This window comes from Actinophytocola sp. (assembly GCF_049647105.1).
GTDB lineage: Bacteria > Actinomycetota > Actinomycetes > Mycobacteriales > Pseudonocardiaceae > Actinophytocola.
Map to the genome: position 1 here is coordinate 26,649 of NZ_JBARWZ010000147.1, position 20,700 is coordinate 47,348.

The 20,700-nt window shown below is 69.6% G+C and carries 16 protein-coding genes; 4 read left to right on the forward strand and 12 right to left on the reverse strand.

Going from position 1 to position 20,700, the window contains the following annotated elements:
- Window positions 1–14 precede the first annotated feature (14 nt).
- The 4 genes from WBA97_RS17890 to WBA97_RS17905 form a co-directional block, all read right to left on the reverse strand.
- On the reverse strand, window positions 15–530 hold the full coding sequence (locus tag WBA97_RS17890; RefSeq protein WP_424231974.1) for a hypothetical protein: 516 nt from the start codon (window positions 528–530) through the stop codon (window positions 15–17).
- 68 nt (window positions 531–598) lie between these two features.
- Complete coding sequence (locus WBA97_RS17895) at window positions 599–2,167, reverse strand: fatty acid--CoA ligase (protein ID WP_424231975.1); 1,569 nt, start codon at window positions 2,165–2,167, stop codon at window positions 599–601.
- A gap of 123 nt (window positions 2,168–2,290) precedes the next feature.
- Window positions 2,291–2,851, reverse strand: coding sequence for an FcoT family thioesterase (locus tag WBA97_RS17900; protein WP_424231976.1), 561 nt, complete (start codon window positions 2,849–2,851; stop codon window positions 2,291–2,293).
- Window positions 2,852–2,901: 50 nt separating this feature from the next.
- A complete protein-coding gene (locus tag WBA97_RS17905) occupies window positions 2,902–3,939 on the reverse strand; it encodes an AfsR/SARP family transcriptional regulator (RefSeq protein WP_424231977.1) in 1,038 nt (345 codons plus the stop codon).
- A gap of 280 nt (window positions 3,940–4,219) precedes the next feature.
- Between WBA97_RS17905 and WBA97_RS17910 the strand changes: the two genes are divergently transcribed.
- The 3 genes from WBA97_RS17910 to WBA97_RS17920 all read left to right on the forward strand — a co-directional run bounded on the left by WBA97_RS17910 (window position 4,220) and on the right by WBA97_RS17920 (window position 8,819).
- Window positions 4,220–6,556: a TOMM precursor leader peptide-binding protein gene (locus tag WBA97_RS17910; protein WP_424231978.1), complete on the forward strand. Its 2,337-nt coding sequence runs from the start codon at window positions 4,220–4,222 to the stop codon at window positions 6,554–6,556.
- Window positions 6,557–6,606: 50 nt separating this feature from the next.
- A complete protein-coding gene (locus tag WBA97_RS17915; protein WP_424231979.1) occupies window positions 6,607–8,055 on the forward strand; it encodes a SagB/ThcOx family dehydrogenase in 1,449 nt (482 codons plus the stop codon).
- Window positions 8,056–8,213: 158 nt separating this feature from the next.
- Window positions 8,214–8,819 carry a response regulator transcription factor gene (locus tag WBA97_RS17920; RefSeq protein WP_424231980.1) on the forward strand — a complete coding sequence of 202 codons (606 nt, stop codon included), beginning with the start codon at window positions 8,214–8,216 and terminating at the stop codon, window positions 8,817–8,819.
- An 83-nt stretch (window positions 8,820–8,902) separates the two neighbouring features.
- Here WBA97_RS17920 and WBA97_RS17925 read toward each other — a convergent pair whose 3' ends face one another.
- Together WBA97_RS17925 and WBA97_RS17930 are read right to left on the reverse strand one after the other, a co-directional pair.
- A complete protein-coding gene (locus WBA97_RS17925) occupies window positions 8,903–10,063 on the reverse strand; it encodes a sensor histidine kinase (protein ID WP_424231981.1) in 1,161 nt (386 codons plus the stop codon).
- Window positions 10,064–10,650: 587 nt separating this feature from the next.
- On the reverse strand, window positions 10,651–11,226 hold the full coding sequence (locus WBA97_RS17930; protein WP_424231982.1) for a sigma-70 family RNA polymerase sigma factor: 576 nt from the start codon (window positions 11,224–11,226) through the stop codon (window positions 10,651–10,653).
- Between the two features lie 123 nt (window positions 11,227–11,349).
- Here WBA97_RS17930 and WBA97_RS17935 point away from each other — a divergent pair, with 123 nt between their 5' ends.
- Window positions 11,350–12,021 (forward strand): hypothetical protein, encoded by a 672-nt coding sequence (locus WBA97_RS17935; RefSeq protein WP_424231983.1) that lies wholly within the window; start codon window positions 11,350–11,352, stop codon window positions 12,019–12,021.
- A gap of 153 nt (window positions 12,022–12,174) precedes the next feature.
- On the opposite strand, the gene WBA97_RS17940 is transcribed toward WBA97_RS17935, so the two are convergent.
- The 6 genes from WBA97_RS17940 to WBA97_RS17965 are packed head-to-tail and all read right to left on the reverse strand — an operon-like array spanning window position 12,175 to window position 20,661.
- Window positions 12,175–12,966 carry an ABC transporter ATP-binding protein gene (locus WBA97_RS17940; protein ID WP_424231984.1) on the reverse strand — a complete coding sequence of 264 codons (792 nt, stop codon included), beginning with the start codon at window positions 12,964–12,966 and terminating at the stop codon, window positions 12,175–12,177.
- Window positions 12,963–14,063 carry a FecCD family ABC transporter permease gene (locus WBA97_RS17945; protein WP_424231985.1) on the reverse strand — a complete coding sequence of 367 codons (1,101 nt, stop codon included), beginning with the start codon at window positions 14,061–14,063 and terminating at the stop codon, window positions 12,963–12,965. Before WBA97_RS17945 ends, WBA97_RS17940 begins: the two co-directional genes overlap by 4 nt.
- Window positions 14,063–15,094: an ABC transporter substrate-binding protein gene (locus tag WBA97_RS17950; protein WP_424231986.1), complete on the reverse strand. Its 1,032-nt coding sequence runs from the start codon at window positions 15,092–15,094 to the stop codon at window positions 14,063–14,065. Before WBA97_RS17950 ends, WBA97_RS17945 begins: the two co-directional genes overlap by 1 nt.
- Entirely contained in the window at window positions 15,091–16,581 is a 1,491-nt protein-coding gene (locus WBA97_RS17955; protein ID WP_424231987.1) for an MFS transporter, read from the reverse strand. The genes WBA97_RS17950 and WBA97_RS17955 overlap by 4 nt, the downstream gene beginning before the upstream one ends.
- Window positions 16,578–20,417: an amino acid adenylation domain-containing protein gene (locus WBA97_RS17960; RefSeq protein WP_424231988.1), complete on the reverse strand. Its 3,840-nt coding sequence runs from the start codon at window positions 20,415–20,417 to the stop codon at window positions 16,578–16,580. The genes WBA97_RS17955 and WBA97_RS17960 overlap by 4 nt, the downstream gene beginning before the upstream one ends.
- Window positions 20,410–20,661, reverse strand: a complete 252-nt coding sequence (locus WBA97_RS17965) for a phosphopantetheine-binding protein (RefSeq protein ID WP_424231989.1) — start codon at window positions 20,659–20,661, stop codon at window positions 20,410–20,412. The genes WBA97_RS17960 and WBA97_RS17965 overlap by 8 nt, the downstream gene beginning before the upstream one ends.
- Window positions 20,662–20,700 lie beyond the last annotated feature (39 nt).

A 20,700-nucleotide genomic window follows, 5' to 3' on the forward strand; every position in this document is an offset into this window, starting at 1 on the left:
GCAAGCAGGCTCGGTCAGGTGAACAGCCAGCCGAACGCGGTGTGGGTCGCGAGTACCAGCAGTGCGCTCCACGTGGTCGCGCCGACCACCAGCCACACCAGCAACCGCTGACGCGCCAAGCCGAGCGCGGACCCCAGCACCGCGGACACCCACGTCCCGAACAACGCGGGCCCGACCAGCCCGAAACCGGCAGGCCCGAACCGGGTCAGCACCCGGCGCGCCTTCTCCATCCTGGCCGCCCGCCGCACCGCGGCGCGCTCCGCGCGTTCTTCCGGATCCCCCTGACGACGGCGCCGCAGACGGCGGATGAGACGAACCAGCAGGAGATGACGGAAGACACGCAGCCGAGGACGTCGGCGCGCACGCAGCCACTCCATCGCGAACAACGCGATCACGAAGCTCGCCGCCGCGCTCGCCGACACCGCGAGCACCGTCGCCCAGGCAGGCAGCCGCAACGCAAGCCCGACCGGCGCGGCGGTGGACGGGCCCGCGAAGAAGCCGGTCAGCCACACAGACCAGAAGCGCCCCACGGCGACCTCCCTGAACAGCGCGGGAGGCGCGCCCGGACAACTCCAGGACGCGCCTCCCGCGGCAGGTCTCAACTCACTCGGCGCTCTTCGCCTTGCCAGAAGCGCTCGCGCAGCTCGCGGCGCAGGATCTTGCCGCTCGGGTTGCGTGGCACCTTCTCGATGAACTCGTACCGCAGCGGCTGCTTGAACGTCGCCAGCTTGCCCGTGAGGAACAGGGCCAGCTCGCGCTCCGTCAACGTCTCGCCCTCGACCGGGACGACGAAGGCGTGCACGATCTCGCCCCAGCGCTCGTCCGGGACGCCGACGACCGCGGACTCCGCGACCTTCTCGTGCTTGCCGATGACGTTCTCGATCTCGGCGGGGTACACGTTCTCGCCCGCGACGATGATCATGTCCTTGATGCGGTCGCGGATGAACAGGTAGCCGTCCTCGTCGAGGACGCCAGCGTCACCCGTCACGACCCAGCCGTCGACCAGCGTCTTCGCGGTGGCCTCCGGCAGGTTCCAGTACTCCAGCATCGCCGCGGGGGTACGCAGCCACACCTCGCCCACCTCACCGGCGGGCAGCGGGTTGCCATCGGCGTCCGCGACCTTCACGTCGAAGCTCGGGTAGGCGCGGCCCGCGGCCTGCATCCGCCCGCTGTCCGGCGTGTGGTCGGCAGGCGGCAGGCACATCGCGGTGTTGCCGGTCTCCGTCAGCCCGTAGATCTGGGCGAACTCGCAACCGAACCCCTCGACGCACCTGGCGAGCAGCGCAGCGGAGATCGGGGCGCCGCCGTAGATGACCTTGCGCAGCGTGGTGAAGTCGTCCTTCGTCACGCCGGGCTCGGCGAGCAGGAGCCGCATCATCGCGGGCACCAGACATGCCGTCGTGACGCCGAGTGTCCTGATCAGCTCCACCGCGCCCGCCGTGGTGAACTCCCGCATCACGACGTTGGTGGCACCCGCCGTGAAACCCTGCGTCGCCCACCAGATGCCGCCGATGTGGAAGCCCGCCATGCCGATGAGGCTGACATCCTCGGGGTAGAAGTCGATCCACTTCTCCCCGGCCTCGGCGAGTGCGTTGCGTACCGCGAAGAAGCTGCGGTGCCCGAGCACGACACCCTTCGGCAGTCCGGTGGTGCCGCTCGTGTACATCTGCACGAGCGGCGTGTCCGGCGTGACCCGGCCGAGCACGTTCGTGTCCGGCTGCGCCGCCAGCCACGACGTGAACCCGGCGCCCGGCGCGTCCGGCGTGTCCAGCCGTACCACGGTGGTCAGCTGCGGCAGCTCAGGCGCGAGCCGGTCCGCAGTGGCCTCCGCCGCGGTGTCGGCGAACAGCACCGTGGTGCCCGAGTCGCGCAGGATGTGCTCGACCTCGTCGGCGGCGAGTCGCCAGTTGATCGGCACCAGCACGGCACCGCACTTCGCGGCGCCGAACAGCAGCTCGTAGTAGTGCTCGGACTCCTTGCCCAGGTAGGCGACGCGGTCACCCGCGCGGACACCGCCGGCCTGGAGGCCGTGCGCGACCTGGTTGCTCACCCGGTGCAGCCCGGCGTAGTCGGTCCGGCGACCCTCGCAGATCATCGCGACCGCGTCCGGCTGCTTCGCGGCATGGGCTCGCACCACGTCGACGAGCGTCCGCAACTGGGGTGCCACGATGTCCTCCTGTGTCAATTTGGTCGCTTCGCTCCTCCGCTAAGCCACCGTCTTCCCTCCTGCGCGCGGAAGCCCCTGGGCTCGTACCTCGCGCAGGGACTTCCGTACTCCGAAAGGTGCTGGTCAGGCCGCGCGCAGCTTCATGCCAGGCGGGTCGACCAGTGCCATCCGGACCTCACCCTCGGCGTAGCCGCCGTTCTCGTCCCAGAAGCGCCACGGCATGTCGACCTTCAGGACCGGACGGCTGCGGTTGGTCTCGGCGAACTCGGCGAAGGACACCTCACCACTGAAGTCCGCCGAGTCGATCGGGCGCTTGAAGTTGCTGGAGAACCTCGCGATGAGGATGTCCGGCAGCTGCTTGGCCCAGTAGTCCTCCATCGACCACGCGTCGAACGCGCTGAGCGCGCGCTCCTGCACGCACTTGGCGATCAGGTAGTACATCAGCTGGTTGAAGCAGATGTTCACCTCGACCGAGTTGAGGTGGCCCGTGTCGTCGATGTAGCAGGGGAACGGGATGGCGAACCGGCCCTCCGCGCTCGCCAGCCCGTCCGACACCGCCACCGTCGCCGACTTCAGGTACTCGGTCTTCGGGCGCGCATAAGGGCGCAGTACGTCCGAGAGCAGTGCCGGGTCGTTGGCGAAGTTCGTTTCGCCGGAATTGTTGTTCGGCAATACTGTCATCATTTCCTCCTCGGCGCGCCCACGCGATTCGAATCGACCGTAATCGGTGCTGGTCATCCCCCGGTAACAGCGGACGAATTGTCGCGCCGCCGCGGCTGCTGACCGGACCGCACGAGCCGGTCGAGCAGCATGTCGGAGGTGAGCGACCGGTCGGCCAGCACCGGGTCGGTCGACAGCAGGGCCATGTGCAGCGCCCGGATCCGGTCGGATGGCTCGATGCCCAGCTCGTGCAGCATCCGCTGCCGGAAGCGCATGAAGACCTCCAGCGCGGCGGACGCCCGGCCCGCCCGGTACAGCGCGATCATCAGCATCGTGTGGGCCGACTCGTGCAGCGGGTGCTCGACGACGAGCGAGGCCAGCTCGCTGATCATCTCACGGTGCCTGCCGATGCACAGGTCCGCGTCGATCCTGGTGGTGTGCGCGTAGAACCGGCGCTCCTCCAGTCGTGCGACCTGGGCCCGCAGAAGGGTTCCCCACTGTCCATGATGGACCACGTTGCCGCGCCACAGGGCCAGCGAGCGCCGCAGGTCGGTGGCGGCCTTGTCGTAGTCGCCTGCGTGCATCGCGGCCGAGCCCGCCGTGACCAGCTGATCGAACTCGGTGATGTCGAGCTGCTGCGGGTCGACCCGCAGCACGTAACCACCGGAGCAGGTCTGCAGCACGTCGCTGGTGATGTACTCGACGGACAGGCCGAGCACGGAACGGAATAGCCTGCGCAGCTTGAACATGTAGGTCTGCAGCGTCGAGTGCGCGGTGCGTGGGGCGCCGTCACTCCACAGCTCCCGCGCCAGCACGGACGCGCCGACCGGCTTGTTGGCGTTGAACAGCAACGTGGACAGGATCAGCCGCAGCTTCGGCGCGCTCGGCGCCACGTCCAGTTCCCCGTGCCGGATGACCAGCGGTCCGAGCAGTTCGAAGCGCAGGTCGGCGAGCGGGTTCTGCTCGGGGGTGCGGGGTCGCACCAGCGTGTTGGCCTCGGCGGCCGTGTCCTCGTCGGGTCCGGGGGGTGATGTCGTCTCCAGGAGAGTCGCGAGGAGGGCGAGCTTCTCCTCGTGCGTCATCATTCCCAGCTCATCTAATTTGGTAACCATTTTCGGGACCTCGCTATCAGCCAGATCCACCGCACTTTCCGCCGCCGACGGGGTGTACCGGCGGGATAGTCCCGGCAGGATGCGACGATCGGTGAACATGGATATCAGGACATCATCACGGTATTCCGAGGCGGCGCCGTGCCGATAGTGACGCCGTCATAAATGGGCAGTGAGTAACCGAGATGCAGCACATGAGTGGTGCACTTGTCCAGTAGTACGTGCGCGACGCACGCTTGGGCTCAAGCGAGGCTCAAGCGGCGGTCAAGTGCGAGGAGAAGTCATGACCACCTCAAGCAAGGAGAGCGGGCTACGCATCGGGTTCAAGCGGCACCTGCGGGCACACGTCGTCCGCGGGGAGGCGGTGTACCTGCTCTCCGAGCGTGACGCGACCTCCGTGGCGGGTGCGCACGTCGAGGCGCTCGCTCCACTCCTCGACGGCAGCCGTGACCTGGCGGAACTGTGCCGGGACATCCCCGATGGGCTGACACTGGCGGAGGCGGGCTCGGTCGTGACGAGCCTCGTCGACGCCGGGCTGGTGGCGCTGCGTGAGCCCACCGAGGACGCCGACCCGCCGAGCCTCGCCTACTGGGAGGCCGCTGGCCTTGAGCCAGCGGGGGTCGTGCGCACGGTGCGGAACACGTCGGTCTCGACGATCTTCCTCGGCGCCGACGACGGCGCCGACGACGGCATCGACGCCGTCACCGCGACCGCCGCCCTGCGCGCCGCCGGGCTGACCACCGTCCCCGGCAGTGCCGACCGGCTCACCGACGACACCGCCCTGTCGGTCGTGCTGTGCGAGGACTACCTCGACCCGGCGCTGCCCCGCATCGACGCACTGCACCGCGCGGCGGGCCGCCCGTGGCTGCTCGCGAAGCCGGGTGGCACACAGGTGTGGATCGGGCCGTTCTTCGGACGGCGGGAAGACGACCAGGAACACGAGCCCGCCGCCTGCTGGCACTGTCTCGCGCACCGGCTGCGCGGCCACCGCCAGGCCGAGACGCACCTGCGGACCAGGCTCGACCACCAGGTCCCGCTCATCCCGCCCTCGGTGTCGCTGCCGCCGCTCGGCGCGGCCGCGATGCACCTCGTCGCGCTGGAGGCGGTCAAGTGGGTCGCCGGCATGCGCACCGAGAGCCAGCGCGCGGTGTGGACGCTCGACAGCCTCGACCTGAGCGGTCGCCGCCACGAGCTGCCGGCGCGCCCCCAGTGCCCGTCGTGCGGGGATTCCGGCCTCATGAGCGAGCAGGCGCGCCGCCCGGTCACCATCGAGCACCGGAACAAGACCAGCCGCTCCGGCGGCGGGCACCGGTCGAGCCCGCCGGAGGACGTGCTCGCCGCCCACGAGCACCTGATCAGCCCGGTCACCGGCATCCTCAAGGAGATCACGAAGGACTCGCGCGGCCCGTCGTTCTTCAACTCCTTCCGCGCAGGGCCCAACCTCGCGCTGAACGCGCGCAGGCACTTCGACCACCTGCGCTCGGCCCGCGCGGAGAACGGCGGCAAGGGCATCACCCCGCTGCACGGCAAGGTGAGCGCGCTGTGCGAGGCGATCGAGCGGCACAGCGGCTACTTCCACGGCGACGAGGAACGTGTCGTCGCGAGCTATGCGCAGCTCGGCGACGACGCCGTGCACCCGCGCGAATGCCTGCTGTTCGACGAGCGCCAGTACGCAGGCCGCGCGGAGTGGAACTCGACGCACTCTTCGTTCCAGTACGTGTGCGAGCCGTTCGACGAGCACGCGGTGACCAGCTGGACGCCGGTGTGGTCGCTCACGCAACAGCGGCATCGCCTCCTGCCGACCGGGATGCTGTACTTCGACGTCCCCGCCGAGCACGGCGGCGGCGGCTCGCTTTCTGCCGACTCGAACGGCAACGCGGCGGGCAGCAGCCTGGAGGACGCGTTGCTCCAGGGCCTTTTCGAGGTGGTCGAGCGCGACGCGGTCGCGCTGTGGTGGTACAACCAGACCAGAGCGCCTGGGGTCGACCTCGACAGTTTCGGGGTGCGCTGGATCGATGAGTTGCGTGCGGTGTACGCGGCTCTCCATCGCGACGTCTGGGTGCTGGACGTGTCCTCGGACGTTGGGATTCCAACCATGGCCGCGCTGTCTCGTCGCACCGACGGGTCGCCAGAGGACGTCATGTTCGGATTCGGGGCACACCTCGATCCGCAGGTGGCGCTGATCCGCGCGCTCACCGAGATGAACCAGTTGATGCCGGCGGTCGTGTCAGCTCGCGACGGTGAAGACTACGACTGGTCCGACCCCGACGCCGTGCACTGGTGGCGCACCGCCACCTGGGACGGCATGCCGTACCTGCGGCCAGATCCCGCGGTGCGGCCACGCACACCCGCCGACTACGCGCACGTCCCCACCACGGACCTCCACCAGGACATCACCGATGTCCAGCGGCGGCTGGAACGACTGGGTCTCGACGTCATGGTCCTCGACCAGACCCGCCCCGACGTCGGGCTCCCCGTGGTGAAGGCGATAGTGCCGGGTATGCGGGGCTTCTGGGCGCGCTTCGCGCCCGGCAGGATGTTCGACGTGCCCGTCCGGCTCGGCCGTCTCGACGCGCCGACGCCGTACGAGCAGTTGAATCCGATCCCACTATTCGTGTGAACGTGATGTATTACGCGGGCGGCGTGTGCATGCACACCGAGGAGCGACAAGTGCCATCCGAAACCGGCACTCCACCCGACGTGAGCCTTCCCCTGTGGTCCTTCAGGGACGACGTGGTCATCGAGCCTGCTGCGGGCGGCAGCCTGATCGTGCTGACCCGATGGGGAGATGTCCTGGTGGACTCGCCCGCGCCGGCGATCGTGGACAGCCTGTACCGGATGACGCTGGGACCGGTCGAGCTCACGAACGTCGACGGCCTTGACCGCGACGACCTGCTCACCGTGCTCGCACGGTTGCCGGGCTGCGTCGTGCGGTCGCTCGGCCTGAAGGAGACGGCGACACCGCTGCTGTCGGCGGTGCCCCTCTCGCCAGGCGATGTCCTCGAACTGCCCGGCATCGACGACAAACAGCCGGTCCGGCTGTCCCGGTTCGCGATCGTCCGGGAGACCGGCGGGGAGCTGGTGGTCGAGTCGCCGCTGTCGCACCACCGGGTCGTCCTGCACCGGCCGCTGACCACGTGGGTGGTCGGCGCGCTCGGACGGCCGACCACCGCGAGTGCCATCGCGCAGGGCATCAACGTGACCAGGGGCCTGATGACCGAGATGCTCGCCTACCTCGTGGCCACCGGGATGGTCGTGACCGGCGAGACCGGCCGCGCTAGACCCGTCTTCGCCGAGGACACCGACCCCGATCTGCGCACCTGGTCCCCGCACGATCTCCTGTTCCACTCCCGCAGCAGGCTCGGCAGGCACGACGACGCCGCGGGGGCGGCGTTTCGCAACGTGTCCGACCTGCCGCCACTGCCCGTCGTGCGGCCGGTGCCCGCAGGCACCCGGTTCCCGCTGCACCAACCGGATCTGTCCGTGCCCGCGCCGGGCGAGCTGTCGCTGACCGAGGCCGTCGAACAGCGGCACTCGGTGCGCGAGTTCGCCGACGACGGCCCCTCCGTGCATCAGCTCGGCGAATTGCTGTTCCGGACCGCGCGGGTCCGCTCGCAGACCGAGGCGGTCGGCGCGGGCGGGGTGCGCTACCGCGTCTCGGAGCGCCCGTACCCGAGTGCCGGGTCGCTGTACGAGCTGGACCTGTACCTCACCGTGGACCGCTGCGACGGCCTGCCGCGCGGGATCTACCACTACGACCCGGAAGGCCACGCGCTCACGCTCGTCAACGAGAACGCCGCGCACGCGGACGAGTTGCTCGACAGCGCGATGGTGCAGCTGGGGACGAGCGGGCGACCGCCGACGCTCATCACGATGACCGCCAGGATGGGCAGGCTGTCGTGGGTGTACGACGGCATCGCCTACGCGACGACGCTCAAGCACGTCGGCGTACTGCAGCAGACGATGTACCTGGTCGCGACGATGCTGGGGCTCGCACCGTGTGCGGTCGCGACCGGCGACAGCGAGATGGCGACGGCCGCGTTCGGGCTCGACTGGCCCGCCGAGGTCAGCGTCGGCGAATTCGTCGTGGGGCTGCCGCTTACCCAGGTTCCGTCATGACGGAACGCGCCTGGTCAGATGCGGTCCGTGGTGTGCATTCCGGGTTGCGCCGAACGGCCCCGACCGACCGCTGGGAAGCGGATAATGATTACTGCGTAGCCACCCGCCCGCGTGGTAGAACACATGGCGAATCGGGCAGCTCGGAGGTACATCCGCGAATGATCAAGGTCATGCTGGCCGAGGACATGCACATGGTCCGCGGAGCCCTCGTCGCGCTGCTCAACCTCGAGCCCGACATCGAGGTGGTGGCCGAGGTCTCCAACGGCACCGACATCCTGGCCACCGCACAGAAGTTCAGACCGGACGTCGCCGTGGTCGACATCGACCTGCCCGGCAAGGACGGACTGACCGCGGTCGGCGAGGTCCACGAGCACCTGCCGGAGATCCGGACACTGATCCTCACCGGGCTCGGCAGGCCGGGGAACCTGCGCCGCGCGTTGTCGGCGAAAGTGGCGGGCTTCCTGCTCAAGGACGCGCCACCGGCCCAGCTGGCCGACGCCATCCGCAGTGTGGCGGCGGGACAACGGGTCGTCGACAGCCAGCTCGCGATGGCGGCGTGGGACAGCGCGGAATGCCCGCTGACCGCACGGGAGACCGAGGTGCTCCGCCTCACCGCGGAAGGGTTGCAGGCAGTCGACATCGCGTCACGCCTGTTCCTGTCGGTCGGCACCGTCCGCAACTACCTGACGACGGTCATCGGCAAGCTCGCCGCCCGCAACCGCGTCGACGCGATCCGCATCGCCCGCGAAGCGGGCTGGCTCTGAGCGTTCCCCGGGTGGCAAGCCAAGAAGGCGCTTCCGGGACACAGTCCGTGTCCTGAAAGCGCCTTCGAGACAACCGGCCCGCGTCAGCGGTCCATGCGCAGCGGGACATCCACCTTGAGCCGGAACATGTTCGGCTCGTGTTCCACCGTCACCGAACCGCCGATCTCCCCTGCCCGCACCGACAGGTTGTGAAGCCCGCTACGACCACGATCCTCAGGCACCTTCGGATTCGGCTGCACATCGTCGTTGACGATCTCCAACATCGCCCGATCGTGAGACTGAAGAATCGTTATCTCACAGTGCTTCGCCTTGCTGTGCCGTAACAGGTTCGTCACGCCTTCCCGCAACACCGTCGCGAGCACCGTGCTCACCCGAACCGGCAGATCAGTGTGGTCACTGTCCAGCTTCACACTGATGTCAGCCGCCTCCAGCACCGACACCGCCGACCGGCACTCGTCCTCCAGCGACAACTCCCGGTAGCCGGTCGCCACCGTCCGCGCGTCGGACAACGCCAGCCGGGAGATATCCAGGATCTCCAGTAACTGGTCACTCGCCTCCTGCGGCGACTTCTCCAGCAACCGATGCGTCAACTCGATCTTCAGGGTTATCGCCGAAAGGCTGTAACCAAGCAGATCATGCAGGTCACGCGCGAACCGCAGCCGCTCACGCAACACCGCCATCCTCGCGATCTCCGCACGCGTCGACTGCACCTCGACAACCAACGCCGTCAACCTCGACAACCCGTAGACCACCAACCCCGTGGTCACCGTCGAGATCGACGTGTACAAGATGTCCACCGGCGTACCAGTGAACATCAACTGCGCAAACCCCATACTTGCGACGATCAGCGAAAACGCCGCCCACGCCGCGACCGGCCGCAGCACCAACAGCACGCTCCCGGCCAGGAACCCCGGCATACCCACCCACGCCTGACCGAAGACCAGAATGGGGAGGTAGACCAGACATGCCTGTGCCGCGAGGATCCCGTAGCCGAGCCGCGACCGCAGCGGCGCGTTCGACCGGCCATACCACAACAGTTGCATCACCAGTAGCGCGACGATACAGCCGAACGACAGCACGATCTCGCCCACACCGATGGGCAGGAACAGCACGTGCAGGAACCCGATCAGGCTGATGCTGACGAAAACCGCGGTGACCACGCCGACCGCGAGACGCGGGGCGGGGAACGAGACGGTTCTGTCTCCTTCGGACGTCAGGTGTCCTGGTGTGGTGGAGGAGTCCATGGTGGGCCCCTGTCCCGCTACCGTAATCGGGGCGCGTCCGAGGGGCGGACAACAGCTTGTATGCCCTCGTCCGCGATGGGGTGATACTGCGGTGAACGCGAAACGTACACGAGCCTAACTCCTTGCACCCGAAGGAATCCCCGTCGCACTTGTGCCATGCGACCTGTTCGCCATGCCGTTGCGACACGACGGGCGAGGTTCCCCAAGGATACGACCGGCAGATCGACGACAGCAGCGCATGCCGGGTCGCGTGCGGTGCGTCGAACCGTCATCCGGCCCACCGCCCACCGTCCCGGCACCGGTACCGATCGTCATGCCGCCCACACCCGATCCTCACCGTTCTGCCACAGAAACGCGTAGAAATGACATGCCACTGGAGAGAATAGACGATATAGGCGACCGTTGGGTAAATTGATTGCGGCGTCAACCTGGAATCGCTACCACATTTGACCAGCTCAAATAAAGCCCGAAGACGCGCGCCGTACGTTCCCACAGGGTTTTGACACTTGTCAAGGAGTTCGGAGACAGTTCCTCCGGGTTGCTGTCGCCGGGCGCGTTGACAGATGCAAAGGACTACGCCGGACGCCCTATCGCCTCGCCGCGGGGGTGCTCCGCAGGCCGAGTCCGAGCGCCTCGACCAGCTCCCGGCGGGCCCGCGCGACGCGGGACCTGATGGTCCCGACCGGACACCCGCAGACCTGGGCCGCCTCCGCGTACCCCATCCCGAGCACCTGCGTCAGCACGAAGGCGTCGCGCCGGTCTCCCGCCAGCGTCCTGACCGCGAGGTTGATCGATACCGTGTCGTCGATCCCCGGCAGGCCGGACATGACGCGCTCGTCGGCGGCCGCCTGCCAGTCCGCGTCGGCGGCGATCTTCGGCCGGGTCGCGGCGGCGCGGAAGTGGTCGGCGGCCACCCGGCGCGCGATGGAGAGCAGCCAGGTGCGCGCGTGGCTGCGTGCGGTGAACCGGTGTGCGCTCCCCAGCGCCCGCACGAACGTCTCCTGCGTGAGGTCCTCGGCCTCCGACGCGCCCGCCAGATAGACGAGAAACCGCCAGACGTCACGCTGCGTGCTCCGGATAAAAGCGTTCGCCGCGTCGCGGTCACCGCGCCCGGCGGCAAGTGCCAATTCGGTGATCGTCTCGTCCGCAGCTAAGTCCGCCATGAATAGGACGGTACGCACCGAAATGCCGTGGCAGAACTGGTGAGAGCGCGATTCCAGCGAACCTCGTGCCGATAATTGAAGACCTGCTGGAACCGGGCACCGGATGTGCCCGACTACTAGTACGTGGACTGCGAAGAATACCGAGAAGCCCTGTCGGCCCGCCTCGACGACGAGGAGGGGCCCGGCGACACGCGACAGCCGACCGACCGCCACCTCGAGCACTGCACCGACTGCGCCCGCTGGTATGACAACGCGGCGCTGATCACCCGGCGCACCAGGACCTCGGCCGCGGTCTCATGGCCGGACGTGTCCGACGCCGTGCTGGCGCAGGTGCCCACCGGAGCCTCCGTGACGGCCACCCGGCTGCGGGTGGCACTGGGTGTCGTCGGCACCGCACAGGGTACGACAGCCCTGGTCTCCCTCACCGGCGGCGGCGACTACCCGACGGCGGCGTGGCATTTCGCGCTGGCGGTCGCGTTCTGCGCGGTCGCCGCCCGCCGCACGCAGCCCGCCGGGCTGGTACCGCTGCTCGGCACGTTCGTCGGCGTGCTGTCGTGGGGGTACGTGACCGGCCTCGCGACCGGCGCGACGGGGATGCTGTCGTTCCTGCTGTCCGCCGCGGGCCTCGTGCTCGTGGTGCTGCTCGGCCGCATACCGCCGTCACGACGCGGCCCGGTCCCGCCCGCGGGCGGGACGGCGCGAGTTCGCCGGGCGAGCGGCACAGACGACGAGGACGGTCCGGAAAACCGTACCCACACGGCAATTCGCCGGATCACGCCCACAAAGGCGGCATGATCCGGCGAATTGGGCCGGGAGGTCACCCGGCCCGCATTCGTCCGGATGATGATCAGAATTCCCCCGCGATTACCCCTAGGAGGGCGCGCGAATAGGGTCGGTGGATGCCCGTCGTGATGCGGCGGGCGCCGCCATGCCCTGTTCGCGCGCCCTCTAACTTGCCTTGGCGAGCGGCCGCGCGCCATAGGTGACCCGGACGACCCCGTCATCGTGACGCTCCGTCGCCGCGGTCACCCCGAACACCTCCGACAGCACCGACGGTGACAAGGCGTCGAGCACCGGGCCGCACGCCACGACCCGGCCGTGATCCAGCACGACGAGCCGGTCACAGCTGCGGACGGCGAGGTCGAGATCGTGCAGCACGGCCAGCGTGGTGACCCCGACCGAGTGCACCAGCTCCAGCAGCTCGAACCGGGCCCGGATGTCCAGGTGGTTGGTCGGCTCGTCGAGCACGAGCAGCTTCGGCTCCTGCGCGAGCGCGCGGGCGAGCAGCACCCGTTGGCGTTCGCCACCGGACAGCGACCCGTAGATCCGTTCCGCGTGGTCGGTCATCCCGGTCCGCGCGAGCGCGGAGTCCACGATCCCCCGGTCGGCACCACCCGTCCGGCCGAACATGCCGTGGTGCGGGGTGCGGCCCAGCTCGGCCACCTCCCGCACGGTCAGTCCTGGCGGGGTCGGGCTGTTCTGCAGCACCGCCGCGGTGTACCGGGCGGCCGTCCGCGCCGACATGTTCCACACATCCGTCATCGTGTCGCCGTCGCCGAGCATGACCGACCCGGTGGCCGGCCGCATCGAGCGGTAGATCGTCCGCAGCAGCGTCGACTTGCCGCTGCCGTTCGGCCCGATCAGCCCGACGAACTCCCCTGGGAGCACCTCGAGGTCGACGTCGTGCAGGATCGGCGTGCCGCCGATGTGCACGCTCACCTGCTGCACCTGGAGTTTCATGTGTGTGCGAGGCTCCGATCCCGGCGCATGAGCCAGATGAAGAACGGCGCGCCGAAGAGTGCGGTCAGGATGTTCAGCGGTAGTTCGTTCGGCGGGTCGACGGTCCGCGACAGCAGGTCGACGACCACCAGGTAGATCGCCCCGACCAGAGCGGCCAATGGCAGCAGCCTGCGGTGGTCGACGCCGAAGGTGAGCCGGACCAGGTGGGGCACCATCAGGCCGACGAAGCCGATGCCGCCCGCGACGGCGATCAGCACGCCCGCGATCAGTGAGCTGAGCAGGATCAGGAGCAGCCGCAGCCGTTTGACGTCGATGCCCAGCGCGGTCGCCGACTCGTCGCCGGTGACCAGCGCGTTGAGCTGGCGGCCGTACAGCGTGAGCAGCAGCGTCGATGCGATGACCACGACCCCCGCCACGTGCAGATGCTCCCAGTGCGCACCGGAGACGCTGCCCAGCAGCCAGAACATGATCTGGCGCATGTTGTTCGGCTCGGTCTGCAACTGCAGGAAGTTCGTGGCCGAGGTGAACACGTAGCTCACCACGACCCCGGCGAGCACCAGCCGCACCGGGTTGAGCTTGCCGCCCTGCTGGCCGAGCATGAACACCAGGCCGACGGCGAGCATGGCGCCGAGGAACGCGGCCCCGGACACACCGAGACCGCCGAGCGCACCAGCGCCGAGCGACATGACCGTCACGGCGCCGACCGACCCGCCCGCCGACACCCCGAGGATGAAGGGGTCGGCGAGCGGGTTGTTCACGAGCGCCTGCAGCACCACCCCGGTCACCGCGAGCCCCGCGCCCGCGAGGGCGGCGAGCAGCACCCTCGGGATCCTGAACTCCCAGATGATCTGGTCGTGGGCCGGGTTGACCTCACCGCCGAAGATGTGCGCGCTCACGATCCGCCAGCTGTCGCCGAGCGAGAACGTGACCGAGCCGATCGCGGCGGCCGCCAGGATCACGACGACCAGGAGCGCGCCGAGGACGACAAGCGACACCGGCAGCGGCACCGCGTGCAGTGGCGCGGGCCGCGCCCCCGACCGGCTCGCCTTGGCGAGCGATCGGGAGGCGGTGCGCCTGGTGATCGGGGTGGCGGTCATCAGAACGCTTCCGGGTGGAACGCCTTCGCGATCTCCTCGACGGCAATGGCGTTGCTGGGACCGAGGTAGATCGAGTCGGACAGGACGACGTAGCGCTTGTTCTTCGCGGCGTCCCACTGCGGGAACTGGCCGAACAGCGCCTTGGCGTCGGCGTCGGAGTCGGGCGACTGGAAGTTCACCACGATCAGCGCGTCGATGTCGGCCTTCGCGACCTGCTCCTTGCTGGGGTTGGCGAACATGTTCTCCGACGCGCCCGCGAACGCGTTGGTGACGCCCGCCTTCGCCATGATGTCGTTCCAGATGCCGTTGTCGCCGACGGAGCTGAACGGGTCACCCATCGCCATGCCAGGGATGATCATCATCGCCTTCAGCTCGGGCTGGCCCTCGACCTTCTTCTCCACGGCCGCGATCCGGTCCTTCGAGTCGGCGACGATCTCCTCCGCCTTCTCCGAGACGCCGAAGATCTTGCCGAGGTCGCGCAGCATGTTGTAGCTGTCCTCGATGGTCGGCTTGTGGCTGACGGTGCCGACGTCACCACACGCGCTCTCCGGCGCGTAGGTGTTCGCGTTGATCTTCGCGAGGTCGTCGCGGGTGGCGAACCCGGCCTCGGCGCGGAACCCGCCGTCGTAGGTGGAGATCACGAAGTCCGGCGTGAGGCCGATCATCGCCTCACGCGGGATGTCCATCATCTCGTTCAGCTCGATGTCACCGGTCGGCAGCTTCTTGATCTCGTCGACGCGGCCGGGCACCTCCGAGTCGCCATAGGACTGCGCGTTGGCGACGATCTTGTCACCGAGCCCCAGCTCCAGCAGCGCGGACACCTCGGCGACCGAACCGCCGTTCATGACCACGACCCGGCTCGGCGCCTTGTCGTAGGTGTACTCCTTGCCGCAGTTGGTGATCGTCACCGGGTACGCGCTGTCCGTGGCCTGGTCCCCGGACTCCTCGGCGGTGGTGGTCGTGGCGCACGCCGCCGTCGTGGCGAGACACAGTGCGCCGACTGCCACCAGGACAGTCCGCTTGATGCTCATCGTGAGCTCCTCTGGGTGGTCGGGGCGGCAACCGGTGCCGGCGCCGCCGTGGATGGGTCTTCCGTTGGAGGTGTCTCTGCCGGGGTCGCGGGCAGCCGGTGCAGCCGCGCGTTCAGGAGGCTGGTTACGGTGGCGAGCACCGCGAGCAGCACCGCGGCGGCCGCGAACGCCGCCGCGCTGTCGTCGAACGGCACGCCGGGGTCGCCCGGGGTGGCGCCGAGCACGGTCCGGTACCAGGCCCCCGCCACGGCCACGCCGAGCGCGAGGCCGAGCTGGGTGACGGTCGTTGCCATGCCGGACGCGGCGCCAGCGTCAGCGGGCTCGACCCGGCTGAGGATCCCGGCGACGAGCGGGGTGACGACCATGCCCTGTCCTAGGCCCGCGAGTCCGATCATCACCGCGAGCAGCGCGGGCTGCGCGGACTGGGGCGCCTGCGTGATCGCCGCGCCCGCGAGCAGCACGGCGGCGACGGTGGCGCAGCCGAGGATCGGGATGGGTGCGCGCACCCGGCTGGTCAACCACCGGTTGGCCGCCGACGCGAGCGAGAACCCGACACCGAGCGGCACGAACATCAGCCCGGCGACGAACGGTTCCAGCCCGAGCCCGGTCTGCAGGTAGTAGGTGAACACCAGGAACAGCCCGGAGTTCGTGGCGAACAACGCGGCGACGGTCAGCAGGCTCAGCCGCATGCCCCGTGCGCGGAACACCCTCGGCGGGAACAGCGGGGCGCCGCCCCTGGCGAGCAGTCCGCGCTGCTGGATCGCGAGCACCGCGAACACCGCGACCGCGAGCGGCAGCCCGAGCCACAGCCACGACGGGCCGCCAGGCCCGAAGATCAGCGGCACCAGCAGCGCGGGCAGCGCGACCGTGGTCAGCGCGGCACCCGCGAGGTCGAGGCGGCTCTCCCGGTTCGCGACGCCGGACGGCAGCAGCCTGCCCAGCGCGAGGATCGCGAGCCCGATCGGCACGTTCACGAGCAGCACCGGCCGCCAGCCGAGCCCGGCGATGTCCAGGTCGACGAGGATGCCGCCGCCCGCGATGCCACTGATCACGCCGAGCCCGATCACGACGCCGTACACGCTGACGGCCTTCGCGCGCTGCTCGGTGTCGGTCACGGTCGCCCGGATGATCGACAGGACCTGCGGCGCCATGAACGCGGCCGCGGCGCCCTGGGCGAACCTGGCCGCGATGAGCAGCTCCGCGTTCGGCGCGAGCCCGCACAGCAGCGAGGTCAGCGTGAACCCGGCGACGCCCAACAGGAACACGGTCCGGTGCCCGGCGCGGTCGCCGAGCCGCGCGCCGGTGATCAGCAGCGCGCCGAACGCGACCACGTAGGCGGCGCCGACGAACTGGATCTGGTCGAACCCGGCGTCGAGGTCGAGCTGGATCGACGGGCTCGCCACGTTCACGATGAACCCGTCGACCTGGGTCATGAAGGTGGCGGCCAGGACGGTACCGAGGCCGAGCCATTCGCGGCGGCCGATCATGACGCCTTCCTTTCCACACCGTGCGCACCGGCCAGCACCGCGCCGACCACCTCGAGCGCGTCCGCCTCGGTCATCCCGTGGTGCGTCGCGGCGACGTGGTACACGTCCATTCGTCCGTCCACATGCGACTCCCAGGTCTCGGGGCCCGGCCACTCCGGGGGTTTGTCCCGCGTCGCCGCGAACAGGTGCACGTCGCAGGCGACGCGGCGGGGCGTCCACGAGGCACCGATCCGGGCGCTGTGCGTGTATGCGCGGTACAGCCGGTCGAAGGCGCCGATCCCGTCGGCGTCGGGCACCATGGCGGCGAACTCGTCCTCGGTCGGCGGCGGCCGGTCCCGCATCGCGGCCGGGAACGGGAACGAGTCGAGCAACGCGAGCAGCGCGACCTCGTGGCCCTGTTCCTCAAGCTGTGCCGCGACCTCGTGTGCGACGAGCCCGCCGAACGACGCGCCGAGCAGGTGGTACGGACCGCTGGGCCGCACGGTCCTGATGTGGCGCACGAGTTCCTCGGCCACCTCCGCGACACCGGCGTGCCGGTCGGCACCGACGAGCTGCAACCCGTACAGCGGCCGGTCCGGCAGGCGGGCGAGCAGCCCGGCGTAGGACCACGCGAGCCCGGTGGCCGGGCTGACGCAGAACAGCGGCGGCCTGCTCCCGTTGGTGCGCAGAGGAAGCAACGTGTCGAACGCGCCTTCGTCGACGTGCGCGGTCAGCCGGGGGGCGAGCGTGGCGACCGTGGGCGCCTCGAACACCGCGCGGATGCCGAGGCGCACGCCGAACTCGGCACGGATCCGCCCGATGAGCCTGCCGACCAGCAGCGAGTGCCCGCCGAGGGAGAAGAAGTCGTCGTCGATCCCGATCGTCTCGATGCCGAGCAGCTCGGCGAACATCCCGCACAGCACGGCCTCGCGCCGGTCACGGGGTGGCCGCCCGGTGGTCAGCGCGGCCGGGTCGGGCGCGGGCAGCGCGGCGCGGTCGAGCTTGCCGTTGGTGTTGCGCGGCAACCGGTCCACCACGACGTACGCGGGCGGCACCAGGTAGTCCGGCATCCGCTGCGCGGCGTACTGCCGCAGGGTGGCCGGTTCCGGCGCGCTCTCACCGGGCACGACGTAGGCGACGAGCCTGCCGTCGCGGACGACGACCGCGCACTGCGCGACCGAATCGTGGCCGGACAGCACTTGCTCGACCTCGCCGGGTTCGATGCGGAAACCACGTACCTTGACCTGGTCGTCGGCCCGGCCGAGGAACTCCAGCGTGCCGTCCGGCCGCCACCGCGCGAGGTCGCCGGTGCGGTACATCCGCTCCCCCGGCAGGCCGAAGGGGTCCTCGACGAACCGTTCCGCCGTGATGCCGGGCCGCTCGTGGTAGCCGCGGGCGACCGGCGCGCCGGCGAAGTACAGCTCGCCGACCACGCCGGGTGGCACCAGGTGCTGCGCCTCGTCCAGCACGTAGGCCCTGGTGTTGGCGATCGGGCGGCCCACGACCGGATCGGGGCTGTCGGCGACCCGGCAGTGCAGCGTGTCCACCGTGCACTCGGTTGGGCCGTACAGGTTGTAGGTGGCGATGTCGGGCACCGCGCGCAGTGCCGTCCACAGCGCAGGGCCCGCCGCCTCGCCGCCGAGCGCGACCACCGAGGGGCGGTGCCTGCCCTCCGCCAGCAGCCCGGCCGTGACGAGTTCCTCGGCGTAGGTCGGGGTGATGTCGAGGAAGTCGATACGCCACTCGTCGATGTAGTCGAGCATCGCGGCGGGTTCGCGGCGCACGTCCTCGCCGACGAAGTGCAGCTCGTGGCCGTCGAGGAGCCACAGCAGGCCTTCCCACGACGTGTCGAACGACAGCGAAGCGGACAGCGCGGCCCGGATGGTCCTGCCCTCGCTGTTCGGCCGGATCAGCGTGTCGCGGTGATGGTGGAACAGGTTGACGAGCCCACTGTGCTCGATCACGACACCCTTGGGGACCCCGGTAGAGCCGGACGTGTGGATCAGGCAGGCCGGGTTGCCGGGAATGAGCGGTGCGTGCCGTTCGCCGTCGGTGACGTTCCGGTCCGACAGCCCGTCGAGCCGGGTGGCGGTGGCCGGATCGTCGAGCACGACCACGCGCACCACGCCATCGGCGGCGGCCTCGGCGGCCTCCCGGAGCGCTTCGGTGGTGAGCAGTACCTCTGGCGCGCTGTCGGCGACGGTGAGCGCGATGCGCCGCGCCGGGTGGTCGGGGTCGATCGGCACGTATCCCGCACCCGCCTTGAGCACCGCGAACAACGCGACGATCGCGTCCGCCGTGCGGGGCAGCAGAAGTCCCGCGTAGCACTCCGGCGCGGCGCCCTCCTCGACGAGCAGCCTGGCAAGCCGGTTCGCCCGCCGGTTCAGCTCGTCGAAGGTGAACGTGTCGTCGTCGGCGACCAGCGCGGTCCGGTCCGGCGTCGCCGCGGCCCGCTCCTCGAGCAGGTCGGGCACCGTCACCGGCGGCACGTAGCGCGTGGTGTCGTTCCACTCGGTCAGCAGGGTGCGCAGCTCGCCGTCCAGCAGCAGGTCGACGTCGATGACCGGGCCCGATGACGCGGCGGTGACGCGACGAAGGAAGGTCAGGAACCGGCGCAGGTGGGTGGCGACCTCGTCGGCGGTGTAGCAGTTCGGGTTGGCGTCCACGACGATCCGCAGCCCGCTGCCGTCCGCGCGGTCGTACACGTGCAGCACCAGGTCCTCCACCAGGCCCGCGCTGACGTTGTGCACCACACCGCGGTGCCCGGAGAAACGCAGGTCGTAGTCGAACGGCATGATGTTGACCGACGGGCCGAACAGTTTCCGTTCGCTGGCAACGAGTTTGAGGTCTCGGCGTAACTGCTCGTACCGGTAGCGCAGGTGCGGCCGCCCGGCTCGCAGCTCCCCGGTGACCTGCCTCGTGAGGTCGACGAGGCTCGCGCCGGGAGCCACCCGCAGCCACAGGGGGACCACGTTGGTCACCATGCACGGCACCCGCAGCGACACCGACCCGATGCGGGCCATCACCGGCACCGCGAACACCAGGTCGGTCGCGCCGGTCATCCGGTGCAGGTAGGCGGCGAACGTGGCGGTGAGCACCTCGCTCCACGTGGCGTCCGCGCCGGACGCGGTGTGCTTCAGCGCCGCGAGGTCCGCGTCGTCGAGATCGGCGCTCTCCCGCACGACGGTGTGTGCCAGCTTGCCGGACCGGGGCGCGAGCACCACCGGCACGGGTTTGCCCTCCGCCTTGCCCACCCAGAAGTCACGGTCCTCGGCGAAGCGCGGCGAGTCCAGGTACGCCAGGTCCTCGGCCACCACGTCGGCCAGCTCGCCGAAGCCGCTCGGTCCCGGCTCGGTGCCCGCCGCGAGCGCGGTGTAGACCTCCGCGACCCGCCGTGCGACGAGCGCAAGGCCGTAGCCGTCGAGTGCGATGTGGTGGACTCGCTGGTACCACAGGAAAAGTTCCGGTCCCGCCCGGAACAGGGTCTGCGCGAACACCGGGCCACGGCGCAGGTCCACCGGCACCGCGAGGTCCGCACGCATCCACGCCAGCGCCGCGGCGACGGGATCGGTCTCCCCGGCCACGTCGACCACCGCCATCGTCCATTCCGGACAGCGGCCGGTCTCCTGCCATGCCTTACCGTCGGCGTCGGTGCCGAAACACAGCGACAGCGCGTCGGTCTCGCCGACGGCCGTGCGCACGGCCCGTTCGAACAGCGGAACGTCCACCGGGCCGCGGATCTCCACGTACTCGGCGGTGTTGAAGGCGGGACTGTCCGGATCGAACTCCTGGCCGGTCCAGATGCCCTCCTGTGCGGTGGTCAGCGCGAGCCGCCGCACATCCTGGCGCTCACGCATCCAGGGCCGCCGGCTGCCGCGATGCCAAGAGGGTCGACCAGTGCTCCAGCGTCGGCTTCTCGGCCAGTTCCACGAAACTGACCGACACCCCGGCTTCACGCCACCGCTCGAGAAGCGTCAGCAAGCGGACCGAGTCCATCCCACACTCGAAGAGGTTGTCCTGCTCGAAGGCCTCGTCCGGATTCCGGTGCAGCAATTCCGCGACATGTGCGCGAATCACCTCCGGCGTCAACCGCTCTGCCATCCCTGCCTCACCCTCAGTGCGGAGAATTCACGGGCGCGG

Excerpts from the sequence above, each read along its gene's own strand:
- WBA97_RS17955 (WP_424231987.1), bottom strand. The coding sequence starts at position 16,581 with ATGATCGGCCGCCGCGAATGGCTCGGCCTCGGTACCGTCCTGGCCGCC.
- WBA97_RS17920 (WP_424231980.1), top strand. The coding sequence starts at position 8,214 with ATGATCAAGGTCATGCTGGCCGAGGACATGCACATGGTCCGCGGAGCC.
- WBA97_RS17930 (WP_424231982.1), bottom strand. The coding sequence starts at position 11,226 with ATGGCGGACTTAGCTGCGGACGAGACGATCACCGAATTGGCACTTGCC.
- WBA97_RS17965 (WP_424231989.1), bottom strand. The coding sequence starts at position 20,661 with ATGGCAGAGCGGTTGACGCCGGAGGTGATTCGCGCACATGTCGCGGAA.
- WBA97_RS17905 (WP_424231977.1), bottom strand. The coding sequence starts at position 3,939 with ATGGTTACCAAATTAGATGAGCTGGGAATGATGACGCACGAGGAGAAG.
- WBA97_RS17945 (WP_424231985.1), bottom strand. The coding sequence starts at position 14,063 with ATGACCGCCACCCCGATCACCAGGCGCACCGCCTCCCGATCGCTCGCC.
- WBA97_RS17910 (WP_424231978.1), top strand. The coding sequence starts at position 4,220 with ATGACCACCTCAAGCAAGGAGAGCGGGCTACGCATCGGGTTCAAGCGG.
- WBA97_RS17960 (WP_424231988.1), bottom strand. The coding sequence starts at position 20,417 with ATGCGTGAGCGCCAGGATGTGCGGCGGCTCGCGCTGACCACCGCACAG.
- WBA97_RS17950 (WP_424231986.1), bottom strand. The coding sequence starts at position 15,094 with ATGAGCATCAAGCGGACTGTCCTGGTGGCAGTCGGCGCACTGTGTCTC.
- WBA97_RS17925 (WP_424231981.1), bottom strand. The coding sequence starts at position 10,063 with ATGGACTCCTCCACCACACCAGGACACCTGACGTCCGAAGGAGACAGA.
- WBA97_RS17900 (WP_424231976.1), bottom strand. The coding sequence starts at position 2,851 with ATGATGACAGTATTGCCGAACAACAATTCCGGCGAAACGAACTTCGCC.
- WBA97_RS17940 (WP_424231984.1), bottom strand. The coding sequence starts at position 12,966 with ATGAAACTCCAGGTGCAGCAGGTGAGCGTGCACATCGGCGGCACGCCG.